We start from the raw sequence: 16,130 nt of genomic DNA on the forward strand, positions 1-16,130 counted from the left end.
CGAGTCGTTATATTAATGATATTTCGATTGTTAGGTATGTATAATCCATTACTTTAAGGTTTTACCGATGTTTTAAAGTGGTATAAGTGATTTTCGCCCAGTTTTACATTCGCGGTAGACTGCAGATCCCTGTCTAATTTATTACGGGATTTACGTTATTTATGGTATTAAAGCAGTTTTTAAAACAAGAGTCTGCACCAGGCATTATATTAATATTTGCCGCCCTGGCCGCTCTTTTGATCGCAAACTCTCCCCTTTCTGGCCTATACCAAGGTTTTTTGGATATGCCAGTACAGCTACGCATTGCCGCCCTTGATATCGATAAGCCGTTATTACTGTGGATTAACGATGGTTTGATGGCCATCTTCTTTTTGTTGATTGGATTAGAAGTAAAACGCGAGCTTATCGAAGGGGATTTATCGACCCGAGAAAAAGCCATGTTGCCTGCCGCTGCAGCGGTTGGTGGTATGTTGATCCCCGCTTTGGTATTTCTGGCGTTTAACTTTAATGATGATGTCACCGTATCGGGCTGGGCTATTCCTGCTGCCACCGATATCGCCTTTGCTCTAGGCGTGCTGGCATTATTTGGTAAGCGTGTGCCCATTAGTTTGAAGGTTTTCTTATTGGCGCTAGCCATTATCGATGATTTAGGGGTCATTGTAATTATCGCTTTGTTCTACAGTGCTGATTTGTCAATGACATCGTTATTAGTTGCAGCAGTGAGCTGTGCCATTTTGTTTACGATGAATGTACGTGGTGAGCAGCGCATGAGCCTGTATATGCTGGTGGGCGTGGTGCTCTGGGTTGCGGTATTAAAATCAGGCGTACACGCAACATTAGCCGGTGTGGTACTCGGTTTTGCCATTCCTTTACGTAGCCGCGATGGGGTGGCTATGTCGACTAAATTAGAGCATAGCTTACATCCATGGTGTAGCTTTATGGTGTTACCGTTATTTGCCTTTGCAAATGCAGGCGTGCCACTGGCTGGCATTGAGGTGAGCGCTATTTTTGAGCCGTTACCTATGGGTATCATGCTCGGGTTACTTATTGGCAAGCCATTGGGTGTGTTTAGTGCCAGCTATATCGCGGTAAAAATGGGTTGGGCAAGTTTGCCTAAGGGGATTAGCTTTGCTCAAATATTTGCGGTATCGGTACTGTGTGGCATAGGTTTTACCATGTCTATATTTATCACTTCCCTTGCCTTTACTGGAGACGCAGCAGCATTAGCTGACATATCGCGCTTGGCGATACTTATTGGCTCGGCTCTTGCGGCTGTTATTGGTTATCTAACCTTAAATTTCACCCTAGCCAAGCAAGACGAAAAGCATGTCAGTCATGCAGAGCTTCGGCTAAACTAGCCTAAATAGAGTTTTTATTCGGAAAAACACCTGCAATTTCATTGTTGCAGGTGTTTTTTGTTACCAGTTATATTAATCTCAAACCATAATGTTCCTTTATTGAGAGCGCGACATGTCCCACCTGAATTACAACCATCTTTATTATTTTTGGATGACGCAGAAAAAAGGCTCTGTGACTAAAGCTGCGGAAGCTTTATTTCTCACGCCACAAACCGTGACAGGGCAAATTCGCCAGCTCGAACAACGCCTTGGCGGGCGATTATTTGTACGCAAGGGACGCAATTTGGAAGCGACGGATCTCGGTCAGTTAATTTTCAAATATGCTGATCGTATGTTTACGCTTAGCTATGAAATGATTGATATCGTTAACTACACCAAAGACAAGAACATTTTGTTTGAGGTGGGAATTGCTGATGCCTTGTATAAGCGGTTAGCGAGCCGAGTGTTGATGACGGTGGTGCCCGATGATGGCTCAATCCATTTATGCTGTTATGAATCGACCCATGAAATGCTGCTTGAGAAACTGGGTCAACATAAGCTGGATATGATCCTATCGGATTGTCCCGTTGATTCGAGCCAAAACCCGGGGCTATTTAGTAAGCAAATTGGTTATTGTGGGGTGAGCTTTTTCTGTCATAAGCCGATCCCGACAGCGCCATTTCCAGCTTGTTTAGAAGAGCGTAAGCTGCTGATGCCTGGACGAAAAACGTCATTAGGGCGTAAGTTGATCACGTATTTTGATGAATTGGGGGTTTCACCGCAGATCTTGGGTGAGTTTGACGATGCGGCTTTGATGAAGGCATTTGGTGAATACAACAAGGGGATCTTTGTTGCACCTAGTATTTACAGCGATGAAATCACGGCGACCGGCAATGTGGAGCTGATAGGGGAAACCCACGATGTGACGGAAGAGTATTACGTTATTTTTGCTGAGCGTATGATCCAGCATCCCGCGGTGAAGCGTTTATGCGAAAGCGACTTTTCTGCGCTGTTCTCTGGGTTAGAAAGTCCAGCTCGTAACAATTAAGTTTAATTGCTTAAATTAAAGGCAAAAAAAAACCGACCTAGGTCGGTTTTTTAACTATTAGCGTTTAGCAAAAAATTACAGCGCTTTGATTTGAGCGTTGTACTTGCTCTTATGACGAGCAGCTTTGTTTTTGCTGATTAAGCCTTTAGAAGCGTAACGGTCAAGGATAGGTTGAACCTTCTTGAATGCTTCTGTTGCAGCTTCTTTGTTGCCTTCTGCGATAGCAGCAACAACGCGTTTCATGTATGTGCGCATCATGGAGCGACGGCTAGCGTTATGCTGGCGGTTCTTCTCAGCTTGGATTGCGCGTTTCTTAGCAGACTTGATATTAGCCAAGTTCTAACTCCTAAAATCGGTCAAAACGGGTGTATTTAAAGGCCGTGGAATATGCCCTTTTTTACGTCTTTTGTCAAACCTTTTTGTGTATTTAAACACCACTGCATGGTATCTCACCCGCAGCACGGTTAAACTAGTCGGCGGATTCTAGCAGCAATCGCGCTGCACTAACAGTTTAAAAGAGGCAATACTTGAGTAAAAAACTACTTAAATCGGGCGCGATTGTGAGTGCCATGACGCTGATTTCCCGGATTTTGGGATTAATCAGGGACATGGTGGTCGCTAATATTCTAGGGGCAGGCGCGGCGGCCGATGTGTTTTTGATGGCTAACAAGATCCCTAACTTTTTACGTCGCTTATTCGCCGAGGGCGCATTTGCACAAGCCTTTGTGCCGGTTTTTTCAGAATACCAAGAAAAGCATTCCGCTTCCGAGTTGCAAAAGTTAATTGCTGCGGTATCGGGCACCTTAGGCACCATAGTCACAGTGATCACCTTGATCGGGGTTGTCGCTTCACCTGTGATTATTGCGCTGTTTGGTTTTGGCTGGTTTGTTGATTGGTGGCAGGGCGGACCCGATGGTGAAAAGTACGAGCTGGCTTCAAGCTTGCTCAAAATTACTTTTCCTTATTTATGGTTTATCACCTTTGTTGCCATGAGTGGTGCGATCCTCAATTCGTTGGGAAAATTTGCGGTGGCGGCATTTACCCCCGTGTTTTTAAACATCGCCATTATTAGTTGTGCCTTAGTGTTTGCTCCTTATGTTGAACAGCCTGAGTACATTATGGCTTTAGGTGTGTTTGTCGGTGGCTTGGTACAGTTTTTATTCCAAATCCCGTTTCTAAAAAAAGCCGGGGTGTTAGTGAAACCCAAATGGCACTGGCATCATCCCGGGGTGGTAAAAATTCGCACCTTAATGATCCCCGCCATGTTTGGTGTTTCCGTGAGCCAGATTAATTTGCTACTGGATACCGTGATTGCCAGTTTTCTGCAAAATGGTGCATTAAGTTGGCTGTATTTTTCCGACCGCTTGTTGGAGTTTCCTTTAGGGCTGTTTGGCATTGCCATCGCAACGGTGATTTTACCCAGCTTATCGCGCTTACATGCCACCGATTCCAAGCAAGATTTTGCCCATACTTTAGATTGGGGATTTCGTTTGGTGTGTTTACTTGGCGTGCCGGCCATGTGCGGTTTGATTCTATTGGCTAAGCCTATGCTAGCGGTACTGTTTATGAGTGGTAAGTTTGGCCAAAGCGATGTGGACATGGCATCAATGAGTTTGATGGCTTATGGCTTTGGTTTGCTTAGCTTTATGCTAGTGAAAGTACTCGCTCCCGGTTATTACGCACGCCAAGACACTAAGACACCGGTTAAGTACGGGATTATTGCCATGGTGAGTAACATGGCGTTCAATATTATTTTTGCGATCCCGTATGGTTATGTCGGCTTGGCTATCGCTACCTCGTTATCAGCGTCTTTGAATGCGTTTTTATTATGGCGTGGCTTAAAGTTGCAAGGGGTCTTTATTTTTCAACCCGGTAGCCTTTGGTTTTTAACCCGCTTATTGATTGCTGCGGCCGTGATGGCGACGGGGCTTTGGTACTTTACGCCAGATTTAGCGACTTGGGTGCAGGCTGATAAGTTGAGTCAAATTATTCATTTAACGGCTTTGATCGTGGGCGGCGCGTCGATTTACTTAGCGATTAATTTTGTTTTCGGCTTACGTCTTGGCGATCTTCGTACCCGAGGGGGCTGATTACTCAAACTGGCTGTTATATAATCCGTCAGTTTTGTGGTAACAGGTAGAGCGTAATGGAGTTAATCCGAGGTATTCAAAATATCCGACCTGAGCATCAGGGCTGTGTTTTGAGTATAGGCAACTTTGATGGTGTCCATCTTGGCCATCGTGCCGTATTGCAGCAGCTTTTAGTTAAGGCTGAGCAATTTGCTGTGCCTGCTACCGTGATGACCTTTGAGCCACAACCGCTGGAGTTATTTCTTGGTGAGAATTCTCCGGCTCGCTTAAGCAGGCTACGCGACAAATTTCGCTGCTTACAGCAAGTGGGGTTAGCTAGGCTCTTGTGCGTACGATTTAGCCGTCAATTTGCGGCGATGGATGCCAACCAATTTATTGAGCAGATTTTGGTTAATAAATTGGGCGTTAAATTTCTCGTGGTGGGCGATGATTTTCATTTTGGCTATCGTCGCCAAGGTAACTTTGAACTGCTGCGCCAGGCTGGCCAGCGTTTCGGTTTCGATGTGATAGCCACGCAAAGCTTATTACACGGTGAAACCCGTGTCAGCAGCACGCAAATTCGTGATGCACTGGCGGCGGGGCAATTGCATCAAGCACAGCAGTTGCTAGGGCGTCCTTATAGTATCAGTGGGCGAGTGGCTCATGGGCAAAAACTAGGGCGCACCATAGGCGTGCCAACCGCGAACATTTGGCTCAAGCGTTTGGTTACGCCGGTTAAAGGCGTTTACGCCGTCGACATTAAAGGCGCTGGCTCTGCTACTTATCACGGCATTGCTAATATAGGCACAAGGCCAACCCTAAATGGCGAGCGACAGCAGCTTGAAGTACATATTTTCGACTTTAACGGCGATCTTTATGGTCGTCAGTTAGAAGTCGTGTTAAAACAAAAAATACGCGATGAACGCAGATTTGAAAACTTTGCCGCATTGCAACAACAAATTGAATTAGATATTGGCCAAGCGCGTGATTTTCACCAGCTGGCGATATAAAAATTGACCTTCCCGATAATGGAACTTGGATTAAATGAGCGATTATAAAGACACCCTGAATCTTCCTAAAACAGGGTTCCCGATGAAAGCAAACCTTGCTAATCGTGAGCCTAATATGTTGAAAGAATGGTATGCAAAGGATCTTTACGGCAAGATCCGTGAGGCAAAAAAGGGTAAAAAATCCTTTATTCTGCATGATGGCCCTCCGTATGCGAACGGCGATATTCACATTGGTCACTCAGTTAACAAGATCCTAAAAGACATTATTATTAAGGCGAAAACCCTTTCTGACTTTGATTCGCCTTATATTCCGGGTTGGGACTGTCATGGTTTACCGATCGAGTTAAAAGTTGAACAAAAAGTGGGTAAGCCAGGTCAAAAAATCAGTGCTGCTGAGTTTCGCCAGAAGTGTCGCGAATATGCGGCGCGCCAAGTGGACGGTCAACGTAAAGACTTTAAACGCCTCGGTGTATTAGGGGATTGGGATAATCCATACCTGACGATGAATTTTGATACCGAAGCCAACATCATCCGCGCGCTTGGTAAGATCATCGACAATGGCCATCTGCATAAAGGCTCTAAGCCGGTGCATTGGTGTACCGATTGTGGCTCTGCACTAGCAGAAGCGGAAGTTGAATACGAAGATAAAACTTCGCCAGCGATTGATGTGCGTTTCTCGGCTAAAGATGAAGCGGATGTGGTATCTCGCTTTAGCTTAGAAGCGGACGCCGGTGAAGGACGCGTGTCGGTGCTAATCTGGACTACAACTCCTTGGACCTTACCTGCTAACCGTGCGGTCGCACTGTCTGCCAACCTAGACTACGTGTTGGTTGAAGTGACATCTGCAGCCGGTAAAGAGCGCTTAATTTTAGCCGAAGAGTTGATGGCGGATTGTTTGGCGCGCTACGAAATCACTGAGTTTCGTAAACTTGGTTTTGCTAAGGGGGAAGCCCTTGAGTTAGCACAGTTTAATCACCCATTCTACGATTTTAGCGTACCGGCTATTTTGGGCGATCACGTTACAACTGATTCAGGTACGGGTGTCGTGCACACCGCTCCTGGCCATGGTCAGGACGACTTTGTAGTGGGTAATAAATACGGCCTAGAAGTGGCTAACCCGGTCGGCGATAACGGTGTTTATCTGCCTGATACCGAGTTTTTCGCAGGCCAACATGTATTTAAAGCCAACGACAGCGTTGTTGAAAAATTAAAAGAAACCGGCGCGTTAATGCACTATGTCGCTTACCGTCATAGCTACCCACACTGCTGGCGTCATAAAACGCCGATCATCTTCCGTGCTACTCCGCAATGGTTTGTCTCTATGGATCAAAATGGTCTGCGTGACACGGCGATGGGTGAAATTAAGTCGGTACGTTGGATCCCTGAATGGGGTCAAAATCGTATTGAAAAAATGGTTGAAGGTCGCCCGGACTGGTGTATCTCTCGTCAACGTACTTGGGGTGTGCCAATTGCCTTATTCGTCCATAAAGAGACTCAAGAGCTACACCCTGACACCTCGGCTTTAATCGAGAAAGTCGCGCAAAAAGTGGAGCAAGCCGGTATTCAAGCATGGTGGGATCTGGATCCAGCCGAGCTATTAGGTGAAGAAGCCGAGCAATACCGTAAGGTGCCGGACACCTTAGATGTCTGGTTTGACTCAGGTGCAACTCATGCCGCTGTGGTGGCTGCTCGTCCTGAATACAATGGCCACAAAGCGGATATGTATTTAGAAGGTTCAGATCAACACCGTGGTTGGTTCCAATCATCGCTAATGACAGGCACCGCGATGAACGGTGAAGCGCCATATAAAGAAGTGTTAACCCATGGTTTTACCGTCGATGCTAATGGTCGCAAGATGTCAAAATCCATCGGTAACGTGGTATCGCCACAAGAAGTCATGAACGTATTAGGCGCGGATATTTTGCGCTTATGGGTTGCTTCGACGGATTACACCGGCGAGATGACGGTTTCTGATGAAATCTTAAAACGCAGTGCCGACAGCTATCGTCGTATTCGTAATACCGCCCGTTTCTTATTGGCTAACTTAAACGGCTTTGATCCTAAAACGGATATGGTTGCCCCTGAGCAAATGGTGGCGCTCGATCGCTGGGCTGTGGCGAAAGCAAAAGAGTTACAAGATGCGGTAGTGGATGCATATGATAATTATCAGCTACTAACCGTCACGCAAAAATTAATGCATTTCTGTTCGATTGACTTAGGTAGTTTCTACCTAGATATCATCAAAGATCGCCAATACACGGCGAAATCTGATGGTGTTGCGCGTCGCAGTTGTCAAACGGCCATGTACCTGATTTGTGAATCTTTGGTACGTTTGATGGCGCCAATCATGAGCTTCACTGCCGATGAGATTTGGAAGTGCATGCCGGGTGAGCGTGGTGAGTTTGTATTCACCGGCGTATGGTTTGATGGTCTGTTTGGTTTAGAGCAAGATGAAGCACTTAATAATGCGTATTGGGATGATGTGATCCGAATTCGCGGTGAAGTGAATAAGGCCCTAGAGCAAGCTCGTCGTGATGGCAAAATTGGTGGTGGCCTTGAAGCCAATATCACCTTGTTTGTAAATCAAACACAAGCTGACAAGTTAGCGCTCATCGGTGATGAGCTGCGCTTTGTGATGCTAACGTCAAAAGCACGAGTCAGTGTAGAGGCCGCTCCTGAATCAGCAACGGCAACGGACGTGGAAGGTTTAGCTGTATTGGTGGAAGCATCGCAAGCCGCTAAATGTACTCGCTGTTGGCACCACCGTGAAGATGTGGGTGCGGTTGCCGAGCACCCTGAGCTATGTGGTCGCTGTGTTACTAACGTAGCGGGCGAAGGAGAAGAACGTCAATATGCCTAATTCAACGCCGGCAATGACTGAGCAAAAAACAGGACTCCGCTGGCTTTGGCTGGCGGTACTGGTTTTTGCGATTGATATGATCACTAAGGCTTATGTACACCTGACTTTTGATTTGTATGAATCCATTCAGGTTCTGCCTTTCTTTAATTTTACCTATGCCCGTAATTATGGTGCCGCTTTTAGCTTCTTGCATGACGCTGGTGGTTGGCAGCGTTGGTTCTTTACCAGCATTGCGGTATTTGTAAGCTGTGTGTTGTTATATTGGCTGAAAAAGTCGCCGTATCAAGAAAAGTGGTTGAATGCAGCTTACACCCTGATTTTAGGTGGTGCGATTGGCAACCTAGTTGATCGCCTGTATCACGGCTTTGTGGTTGATTTTCTCGATTTTGATTTGGGTTTCTATCGCTGGCCTGCGTTCAATATCGCCGATAGTGCGATATGTATCGGTGCGGTGATCATTATTCTCGATGCATTATTAGTGAAACGCCCAGATCCAAAGGAAGAGAGCAATGTCTAAGGCGATAACGGCAAACAGCGAAGTGGTGATGCACTTTACTATCAAACTGGCCGATGGCTCGGCAGCGGATAGCACTAAGGTGAACAATAAACCAGCTAAGTTTCGTATGGGTGATGGCAGCTTAACGGTAAACTTTGAGAAGTGTTTATTGGGCTTGACCGAAGGTGAAAATAAATCTTTTGAATTGCAGCCACAAGATGCCTTTGGTATGCCGAACCCAGATAATATTTATCATGTAGAGCGCAGTAAATTCAGTAGTGATGCGCCGGCTGAAGTAGGCGCGATAATCGCCTTTACTCAGCCTGATGGCACCGAGTTGCCTGGCATTATTCGCGAGGTAACCGGTGAGTCGGTGACGGTAGACTTTAATCATCCGCTGGCAGGCCAAGCCCTTACCTTTGACGTTGAAGTGATCAGCATAGACTAGGAGCGAACGGTGGAAATTTTATTAGCCAATCCGCGCGGCTTTTGTGCGGGTGTGCATCGCGCAATTAGCATAGTAGAGCGCGCTTTAGAGTTATTCGAGCCGCCTATCTATGTTCGTCACGAAGTGGTGCACAACAAATATGTCGTTGATGGCCTAAAAGCACGTGGCGCGGTATTTGTTGAAGAGCTAGATGAAGTGCCTGATAACTCAATTGTTATCTTTAGTGCTCATGGTGTATCTCAAGCCGTTCGCAAAGAGGCGCAGCGTCGCGCGTTAAAGGTATTTGATGCTACATGTCCATTGGTGACTAAAGTACATATGGAAGTGACACGCGCAAGCCGCCGTGGTCATGAATGTATTTTGATTGGTCACCAAGGGCACCCTGAGGTTGAAGGCACCATGGGCCAATATAACAATGCCGAAGGTGGCATTTATTTGGTCGAGTCGGTAGCGGATGTGGCAAAGCTAACGGTGAAAGATCCGGACAACTTATTGTTCTGTACGCAAACGACGTTATCGGTGGATGATACCTCTGAGGTTATTGATGCGCTGCGCGAGCGCTTCCCGAACATCGAAGGGCCTCGTAAGAAAGACATTTGCTACGCCACGCAAAATCGACAAGATGCGGTTAAAGACTTGTCTGACAAAACTAACGTAGTGTTAGTCGTCGGCTCGAAAAACTCATCTAACTCTAACCGATTACGTGAGAAGTCGGAAAAGGCGGGTACTACAGCTTACCTGATTGATAGCGCTGCGGATATTCGTCCCGAATGGATTGAAGGTGTGGCGAAAGTGGGCGTAACCGCAGGTGCATCAGCTCCGGAAGTGTTAGTGCGTGCTGTGGTTGAACGAGTTGAACAACTTGGTGGCAAGACCGTCATCGAAAACCCTGGCGTTGAAGAAAATGTGATTTTTGAGGTGCCGCCTGAGTTGAGGTAGCTAACTACCATTAGTAGTACCTTGAATATTCAGTGATTTTTAATCACAATGAGATAACAGTTTGGTCGTTGGCCATAGGTCGTTGGTCACATTGACCATTTGGCGCAATACATAATTAAAGGTTGAGTCATGAAAAAAATCGAAGCGATTATTAAGCCATTTAAAATGGATGACGTGCGTGAAGCACTAGCCGATATCGGCATTACAGGGATGACAGTATCTGAGGTAAAAGGCTTTGGTCGTCAAAAAGGCCATACCGAGCTTTACCGCGGTGCAGAATACATGGTGGACTTTTTACCTAAGGTGAAAATTGAAATCGTGGTGCAAACCGAAGATGTTGACCGCTGTATTGAAGCGATTATCCAAACCGCACAAACCGGCAAAATTGGCGATGGTAAGATTTTTGTGACTGACGTAGTGCGAGTTATCCGCATCCGCACCGGTGAAGAAAACGAAGAAGCGATTTAAATTTCGTCTTGTTTACCAATAAAAAAGGCCCTGAGGGGCCTTTTTTTATTGCAAGTTAATTGCTGCTAGTAGGTTGTTGCGATGAGACTTAACGAACCCATTTATTATTTGGGAAGTTGGCTTTCATCACTTGTAAAGTACGAGCCTTAGGCGCATCGACATTGAGTGCCGTGTAGCCTTGCAACATGACATCAAGGGCAGCTTCGGTGGCCTTAGTGTCAGGGAAATTAGTTAAAACGTATTTGCCGCGATTGATAGCCGCGACATAAGCATCGCGTTTCAGGTACCATTTAGCTACCTCGATTTCGTATCGCGCCAAGCTATCTTTAATGCCAATCATACGAGCTTGTGCATCGGCCGCGTAAATACTATCTGGGTAGCGCTGCAACAAGCGCTTAAAGTCCATAAAGGCATTTTGGTAATGGCTAATATTGCGGTCAAAGCGGTCGATGTTTAATAAACCGTGGAAGAAGGTGGTACTCATCGCCATATGGGTCAAACCACGCATATAATAGACGTAGTCAATATCTTTATGAGTTGGGCTTAAGCGCAAGAAGCGATCGATATTGGCCATGGCTTGAGCCGTTTCTTCACTTTTGTAATAAGCATAAATCAGGTCAAGTTGGACTTGTTCTGAGTGAGGACCAAAAGGATAGCGCGCATCCAGCGCTTCTAGTACATCTGCGGCTTGGCCATAGTTACCCGCTTGCAGCGCTCGTTGGGCATCTTCATATAAGATGACAGGCGATTTATCTGCCACCGTTTCCTGTTCATCCTTGGATGAGCAGCCTAAGGTAAATAATGCGGTGAATGCGACCGCCGAAATGAACCGAACACTTTTCTTCATAATTCCAGTTTATTTTTTTGTGTTTTCGTAAAAGCTCAAAGTATCCGTTATGCTGAGACAAAAGAAAAGTTAAAATAAATGATATAGTGATGCTATTCGGCTTTTAAGCCCCATTAATGATAAGAAGTATATGAGTCAAGAATTAGAGTTACAGGCAGAGGTCGCACCTCACCAAATTGGTCAACGCTTAGATCAAGCACTGGCTGAACTATTCCCAGATTATTCCCGTTCGAGAATAAAAGAGTGGATTTTAGCCGATCGCGTGCAGATTGATGGCGCTATGATCAATAAGCCAAGAGAGAAGGTGCTACCGGGCCAACAGATAAAGCTAAACGCATTATTAGAAGATGAGGTGCGCTTTGAGGCCCAACCGATTGAGTTGAATATAGTGTACGAAGATGACGATATTCTGGTTATTAATAAACCCGCGGATCTCGTTGTTCATCCTGGTGCAGGTAATCCAAACGGCACCGTACTCAATGCGCTATTGCATCACTACCCAGCGATCGTTGAGGTGCCAAGAGCTGGCATAGTACACCGACTAGATAAAGATACCACCGGATTGATGGTCGTGGCTAAGACAGTGCCAGCACAAACCCATTTAGTCACGGCCCTGCAAGCGCGTGAAATAACGCGAGAATATGAAGCTATTGCGATTGGTCGTTTGACTGCTGGTGGCATGGTTGATGCGCCAATTGGTCGCCATGGTACGCATCGCACCCAAATGGCGGTTCGCGAAACAGGTAAGCCAGCGGTGACACATTATCGTGTAGCCGAGAAATTCCGTGCTCATACACGCTTAAGGTTGCGACTTGAATCGGGTCGTACTCACCAGATCCGCGTCCATATGTCGCATTTGGGTCATCCACTGATAGGTGACCAGCTTTATGGTGGCCGTGCTCGCTTGCCGAAAAATGCAGGACCTGAGCTAGTTGCTATATTACGTGGCTTTAAGCGCCAAGCCTTACATGCTGCGATGCTTGAATTAGAGCATCCAATTACGGGTGAGCGGATGCAATGGCATGCCCCTATTCCACAAGATATGGTGGAATTGACCGAAATTCTTCGACAAGACACTAAAGATAACCCAATAGAAGACTATTAATCTTATGCATCTAATTAAACCTAACTGGCCGGCACCTGCCCATGTGGTTGCATTTAGCACCACCAGAAAAGGTGGCGTGAGTGTTGGTCCATTTAGCAGTTTGAACTTTGGACTGCATGTCTCGGATCGGCCAGAGCATGTGATGGCTAACCGAGCCTTGCTATCCGATGGGTTAGGTTTAATTCGCCAGCCACTTTGGCTAGAGCAGGTGCATGGCGTTGATGTTATAAAATATGATTCGAGTCATCGACTAGATGCAGCTAAACCAAGCGTTGCTGATGGCTGTTGGACCGATCTGCCACACTATCCTTGTGTGGTCATGACAGCAGATTGTTTACCCGTGCTACTTACCGATCAGCAAGGCACCTTTGTTGCGGCGGTGCATGCAGGATGGCGCGGCCTTTGTGATGGTATCTTGCAGCAAGCGGTGCAAGCAGCGCCTGCGGAGCCGGAACAAATTTTGGTATGGCTTGGTCCTGCTATCGGGCCACAGGCGTTTCAAGTCGGCGCTGAAGTGCGTGAGCAATTTATCAAGCAAGACCCAAGATTCGAACAAGCGTTTGTGGCTGATAAAGCAGGCAAGTGGTTGGCTGATCTTTACCTTCTCGCGCGATTGACCCTCGCTAAACAAGGTGTTGAACAAGTCTTTGGCGGTGAGCATTGTACATACCATGAATCAGAGAGCTTCTATTCTTATCGCCGTGATGGCGTAACAGGGCGTATGGCCAGTTTGATATATTTAGCAAAATAAAAACTTGAAACTGTCGCCACTGCACCTATCTATATAATCAGATAATGATGAAATTTAGGATTGACGTATGCGATTAGACAGATTAACCAGCAAGTTCCAGCTTGCCATTTCCGATGCCCAATCCCTTGCTTTGGGCCGTGACCACCAATTTATTGAACCTGTGCATTTAATGACGGCACTGCTGAATCAGGATGCAGGTTCGATACGCCCACTATTAACCGAAGCCGGAATCGATGTTAGTGCGTTGCGCTCCCAGTTGTCACAAGCGCTAGATAAGTTGCCCAAAGTAGAAGGCATAGGCGGTGATGTTCAATTAGCCAACAACCTAGGCGTACTGCTTAACTACTGTGACAAGTTGGCGCAGAAACGCAAAGATAAATATATCTCATCTGAGCTATTCATCTTGGCGGCGTGTGAAGATAAAAGCGCCTTAGGCGAAATCTTACGTAAAGCAGGGGCGAACCAGAAAAATATCGAAGCCGCTATCGAGAAGGTACGTGGCGGTCAAAAAGTAGATGACCAAAATGCTGAAGATCAGCGCCAAGCCCTTGAGAAATTCACCATAGATCTCACTGAGCGTGCCGAACAGGGCAAATTAGACCCAGTTATTGGCCGTGATGACGAGATCCGTCGAACCATTCAAGTGCTGCAACGTCGCACTAAGAATAACCCAGTGCTGATTGGTGCTCCCGGTGTGGGTAAAACCGCGATTGCCGAAGGTCTCGCTCAGCGTATTATCGATGGTGAAGTGCCAGAAGGCTTAAAACATAAACGTGTGCTTTCGCTTGATATGGGCGCGTTGGTGGCAGGAGCAAAATATCGCGGTGAATTTGAGGAACGTTTAAAAGCGGTTTTGAATGAATTGGCGAAAGAAGAAGGCCAAGTGATCCTCTTTATCGACGAGTTGCATACCATGGTCGGCGCAGGCAAAACTGATGGCGCGATGGATGCGGGTAACATGCTTAAGCCTGCGCTTGCTCGCGGAGAGCTACATTGTGTTGGGGCGACGACGTTAGATGAATACCGTAAATATATTGAAAAAGATGCCGCATTAGAGCGTCGCTTCCAAAAGGTGCTTGTTGAAGAGCCCAGTGTTGAAGACACGGTTGCTATCTTGCGTGGTTTAAAAGAGCGCTATGAATTACATCATAAGGTTGAGATAACTGATCCGGCCATTGTTGCGGCGGCACAGTTATCACATCGATATATTTCAGATCGCCAGCTTCCGGATAAAGCGATCGATTTAATAGATGAGGCCGCATCTAGCATCCGTTTACAAATTGATTCTAAACCCGAGCCATTAGAAAAATTGGAGCGTAAGATCATTCAACTTAAACTGGAGCAACAAGCTCTAGCGAAGGAAGATGATGACGCTAGTAAAAAGCGCTTAGAGTTATTAACTGATGAGTTAAAGCAAAAAGAGCAAGAGTTCAAAGAGCTTGATGAGGTGTGGAAGGCAGAAAAAGCGGCGCTATCAGGCACCCAGCATATTAAGTCTGAACTTGAGCAAGCGCGTCTTGATCTTGAGTTTGCACGTCGTGCCAGTGATTTGAGCCGCATGTCAGAGTTGCAATATGGCCGAATTCCGGAACTAGAAAAGCAGTTGGATCTTGCTTCACAAGCGGAAATGCAAGACATGACCTTGTTGCGTCATCGTGTCAGTGAAAATGAAATTGCTGACGTGTTATCGCGCTGGACAGGTATTCCTGTAAGCAAAATGCTGGAAGGAGAAAGAGAAAAACTGCTCAAGATGGAGCAACAGCTGCACACCAGAGTCATAGGTCAAAATGAAGCAGTCGAAGCTGTCTCGAATGCTATTCGCCGCAGTCGAGCAGGCTTAGCGGATCCTAACAAGCCAATTGGCTCTTTCTTATTCTTAGGGCCAACAGGGGTAGGTAAAACCGAACTCTGTAAAGCGCTAGCGAACTTTATGTTCGACAGTGAAGACAACATGGTGCGTATCGACATGTCGGAGTTTATGGAGAAGCACTCGGTTGCACGTCTAGTGGGCGCCCCTCCGGGGTATGTTGGTTATGAAGAAGGTGGCTATTTGACGGAAGCCGTTCGACGTAAGCCATATTCGGTCATTCTGTTAGACGAGGTCGAAAAAGCGCATCCTGATGTATTTAATATATTGCTACAGGTATTAGATGATGGCCGCTTAACCGATGGTCAAGGTCGCACGGTTGATTTTAGAAATACAGTCATCATTATGACCTCTAATTTAGGCTCGGATGTGATCCAAGAGCATTTCCAACATGCAACCTATGCCGAAATGAAAGAGCGAGTATTGGGTGTGTTGACGCAAAGCTTTAGACCGGAATTCCTTAACCGTGTTGATGAAACCGTGGTGTTCCATCCATTGTTTGGTGAACATATTAAAGATATCGCGAAAATCCAACTGCAAAGACTGCAGGCTCGATTACATGATAAGAATTATCTGCTTGATGTAAGTGATGCTGCATTATCGCATATCGCAGAAGCTGGGTTTGATTCGGTATACGGTGCAAGACCACTAAAAAGAGCAATACAGCAAGAGCTAGAAAATCCGCTAGCACAGGCGATTTTGTCGGGTAAATTATTACCCGGTTCGCCAATTAAGGTTGATTTGGATGGCGATCACTTTAGCTTTTCTCAATAAATAGGTCGTTTTCATTCCCTCTAAGACAAAAAATCGAAGAGGGAATGGACGGTTTTTGCTCGGTTTGGTTGGTTTTTGTTCGTTAATGTTTAAGTTTTATCAAATGTGACC

The 16,130-nt window shown here is 46.2% G+C and carries 14 protein-coding genes; 12 read left to right on the forward strand and 2 right to left on the reverse strand.

Translation table 11 applies throughout. The features are described from left to right. Positions 1–161: 161 nt before the first annotated feature. On the forward strand, positions 162–1,358 hold the full coding sequence (nhaA, locus tag ACK8OT_RS18345) for a Na+/H+ antiporter NhaA (RefSeq protein ID WP_410197956.1): 1,197 nt from the start codon (positions 162–164) through the stop codon (positions 1,356–1,358). Between the two features lie 112 nt (positions 1,359–1,470). After that, complete coding sequence (gene nhaR / locus ACK8OT_RS18350) at positions 1,471–2,385, forward strand: transcriptional activator NhaR (protein WP_410197957.1); 915 nt, start codon at positions 1,471–1,473, stop codon at positions 2,383–2,385. A 75-nt stretch (positions 2,386–2,460) separates the two neighbouring features. Here nhaR and rpsT read toward each other — a convergent pair whose 3' ends face one another. After that, the gene (gene rpsT, locus ACK8OT_RS18355) at positions 2,461–2,721 is read right to left on the reverse strand and encodes a 30S ribosomal protein S20 (RefSeq protein ID WP_410197958.1); all 261 of its coding nucleotides are present in this window, start codon (positions 2,719–2,721) and stop codon (positions 2,461–2,463) included. 191 nt (positions 2,722–2,912) lie between these two features. Here rpsT and murJ point away from each other — a divergent pair, with 191 nt between their 5' ends. The 7 genes from murJ to glnB all read left to right on the forward strand — a co-directional run bounded on the left by murJ (position 2,913) and on the right by glnB (position 10,675). Next, a complete protein-coding gene (gene murJ, locus ACK8OT_RS18360; protein WP_410197959.1) occupies positions 2,913–4,475 on the forward strand; it encodes a murein biosynthesis integral membrane protein MurJ in 1,563 nt (520 codons plus the stop codon). Positions 4,476–4,531: 56 nt separating this feature from the next. Continuing rightward, positions 4,532–5,464 carry a bifunctional riboflavin kinase/FAD synthetase gene (ribF, locus tag ACK8OT_RS18365; RefSeq protein WP_410197960.1) on the forward strand — a complete coding sequence of 311 codons (933 nt, stop codon included), beginning with the start codon at positions 4,532–4,534 and terminating at the stop codon, positions 5,462–5,464. A gap of 34 nt (positions 5,465–5,498) precedes the next feature. Continuing rightward, on the forward strand, positions 5,499–8,324 hold the full coding sequence (ileS, locus tag ACK8OT_RS18370; RefSeq protein ID WP_410197961.1) for an isoleucine--tRNA ligase: 2,826 nt from the start codon (positions 5,499–5,501) through the stop codon (positions 8,322–8,324). 13 nt (positions 8,325–8,337) lie between these two features. Continuing rightward, the gene (gene lspA / locus ACK8OT_RS18375) at positions 8,338–8,841 is read left to right on the forward strand and encodes a signal peptidase II (RefSeq protein WP_410197968.1); all 504 of its coding nucleotides are present in this window, start codon (positions 8,338–8,340) and stop codon (positions 8,839–8,841) included. Further along, positions 8,834–9,268: an FKBP-type peptidyl-prolyl cis-trans isomerase gene (gene fkpB, locus ACK8OT_RS18380; RefSeq protein ID WP_410197962.1), complete on the forward strand. Its 435-nt coding sequence runs from the start codon at positions 8,834–8,836 to the stop codon at positions 9,266–9,268. Before lspA ends, fkpB begins: the two co-directional genes overlap by 8 nt. A gap of 9 nt (positions 9,269–9,277) precedes the next feature. Further along, positions 9,278–10,207 (forward strand): 4-hydroxy-3-methylbut-2-enyl diphosphate reductase, encoded by a 930-nt coding sequence (gene ispH, locus ACK8OT_RS18385; RefSeq protein ID WP_410197963.1) that lies wholly within the window; start codon positions 9,278–9,280, stop codon positions 10,205–10,207. A 129-nt stretch (positions 10,208–10,336) separates the two neighbouring features. Continuing rightward, positions 10,337–10,675, forward strand: a complete 339-nt coding sequence (gene glnB / locus ACK8OT_RS18390) for a nitrogen regulatory protein P-II (RefSeq protein WP_233073562.1) — start codon at positions 10,337–10,339, stop codon at positions 10,673–10,675. Between the two features lie 88 nt (positions 10,676–10,763). On the opposite strand, the gene ACK8OT_RS18395 is transcribed toward glnB, so the two are convergent. Then, the gene (locus tag ACK8OT_RS18395) at positions 10,764–11,522 is read right to left on the reverse strand and encodes an outer membrane protein assembly factor BamD (RefSeq protein ID WP_410197964.1); all 759 of its coding nucleotides are present in this window, start codon (positions 11,520–11,522) and stop codon (positions 10,764–10,766) included. Positions 11,523–11,652: 130 nt separating this feature from the next. Here ACK8OT_RS18395 and rluD point away from each other — a divergent pair, with 130 nt between their 5' ends. From rluD to clpB, 3 genes are all read left to right on the forward strand, one after another. Continuing rightward, on the forward strand, positions 11,653–12,627 hold the full coding sequence (gene rluD / locus ACK8OT_RS18400; protein ID WP_410197965.1) for a 23S rRNA pseudouridine(1911/1915/1917) synthase RluD: 975 nt from the start codon (positions 11,653–11,655) through the stop codon (positions 12,625–12,627). A gap of 4 nt (positions 12,628–12,631) precedes the next feature. Continuing rightward, a complete protein-coding gene (pgeF, locus tag ACK8OT_RS18405; RefSeq protein ID WP_410197966.1) occupies positions 12,632–13,378 on the forward strand; it encodes a peptidoglycan editing factor PgeF in 747 nt (248 codons plus the stop codon). A 67-nt stretch (positions 13,379–13,445) separates the two neighbouring features. Then, positions 13,446–16,019, forward strand: coding sequence for an ATP-dependent chaperone ClpB (gene clpB, locus ACK8OT_RS18410; protein WP_410197967.1), 2,574 nt, complete (start codon positions 13,446–13,448; stop codon positions 16,017–16,019). The last annotated feature ends 111 nt before the right edge of the window (positions 16,020–16,130 follow it).

It is taken from the genome of Motilimonas thetidivivens, assembly GCF_046452435.1.
Classification (GTDB): domain Bacteria; phylum Pseudomonadota; class Gammaproteobacteria; order Enterobacterales; family CBDFNC01; genus Motilimonas.

Excerpts from the sequence above, each read along its gene's own strand:
- nhaA (WP_410197956.1), top strand. The coding sequence starts at position 162 with ATGGTATTAAAGCAGTTTTTAAAACAAGAGTCTGCACCAGGCATTATA.
- nhaR (WP_410197957.1), top strand. The coding sequence starts at position 1,471 with ATGTCCCACCTGAATTACAACCATCTTTATTATTTTTGGATGACGCAG.
- ribF (WP_410197960.1), top strand. The coding sequence starts at position 4,532 with ATGGAGTTAATCCGAGGTATTCAAAATATCCGACCTGAGCATCAGGGC.
- ileS (WP_410197961.1), top strand. The coding sequence starts at position 5,499 with ATGAGCGATTATAAAGACACCCTGAATCTTCCTAAAACAGGGTTCCCG.
- lspA (WP_410197968.1), top strand. The coding sequence starts at position 8,338 with ATGACTGAGCAAAAAACAGGACTCCGCTGGCTTTGGCTGGCGGTACTG.
- fkpB (WP_410197962.1), top strand. The coding sequence starts at position 8,834 with ATGTCTAAGGCGATAACGGCAAACAGCGAAGTGGTGATGCACTTTACT.
- glnB (WP_233073562.1), top strand. The coding sequence starts at position 10,337 with ATGAAAAAAATCGAAGCGATTATTAAGCCATTTAAAATGGATGACGTG.
- ACK8OT_RS18395 (WP_410197964.1), bottom strand. The coding sequence starts at position 11,522 with ATGAAGAAAAGTGTTCGGTTCATTTCGGCGGTCGCATTCACCGCATTA.
- rluD (WP_410197965.1), top strand. The coding sequence starts at position 11,653 with ATGAGTCAAGAATTAGAGTTACAGGCAGAGGTCGCACCTCACCAAATT.
- pgeF (WP_410197966.1), top strand. The coding sequence starts at position 12,632 with ATGCATCTAATTAAACCTAACTGGCCGGCACCTGCCCATGTGGTTGCA.
- clpB (WP_410197967.1), top strand. The coding sequence starts at position 13,446 with ATGCGATTAGACAGATTAACCAGCAAGTTCCAGCTTGCCATTTCCGAT.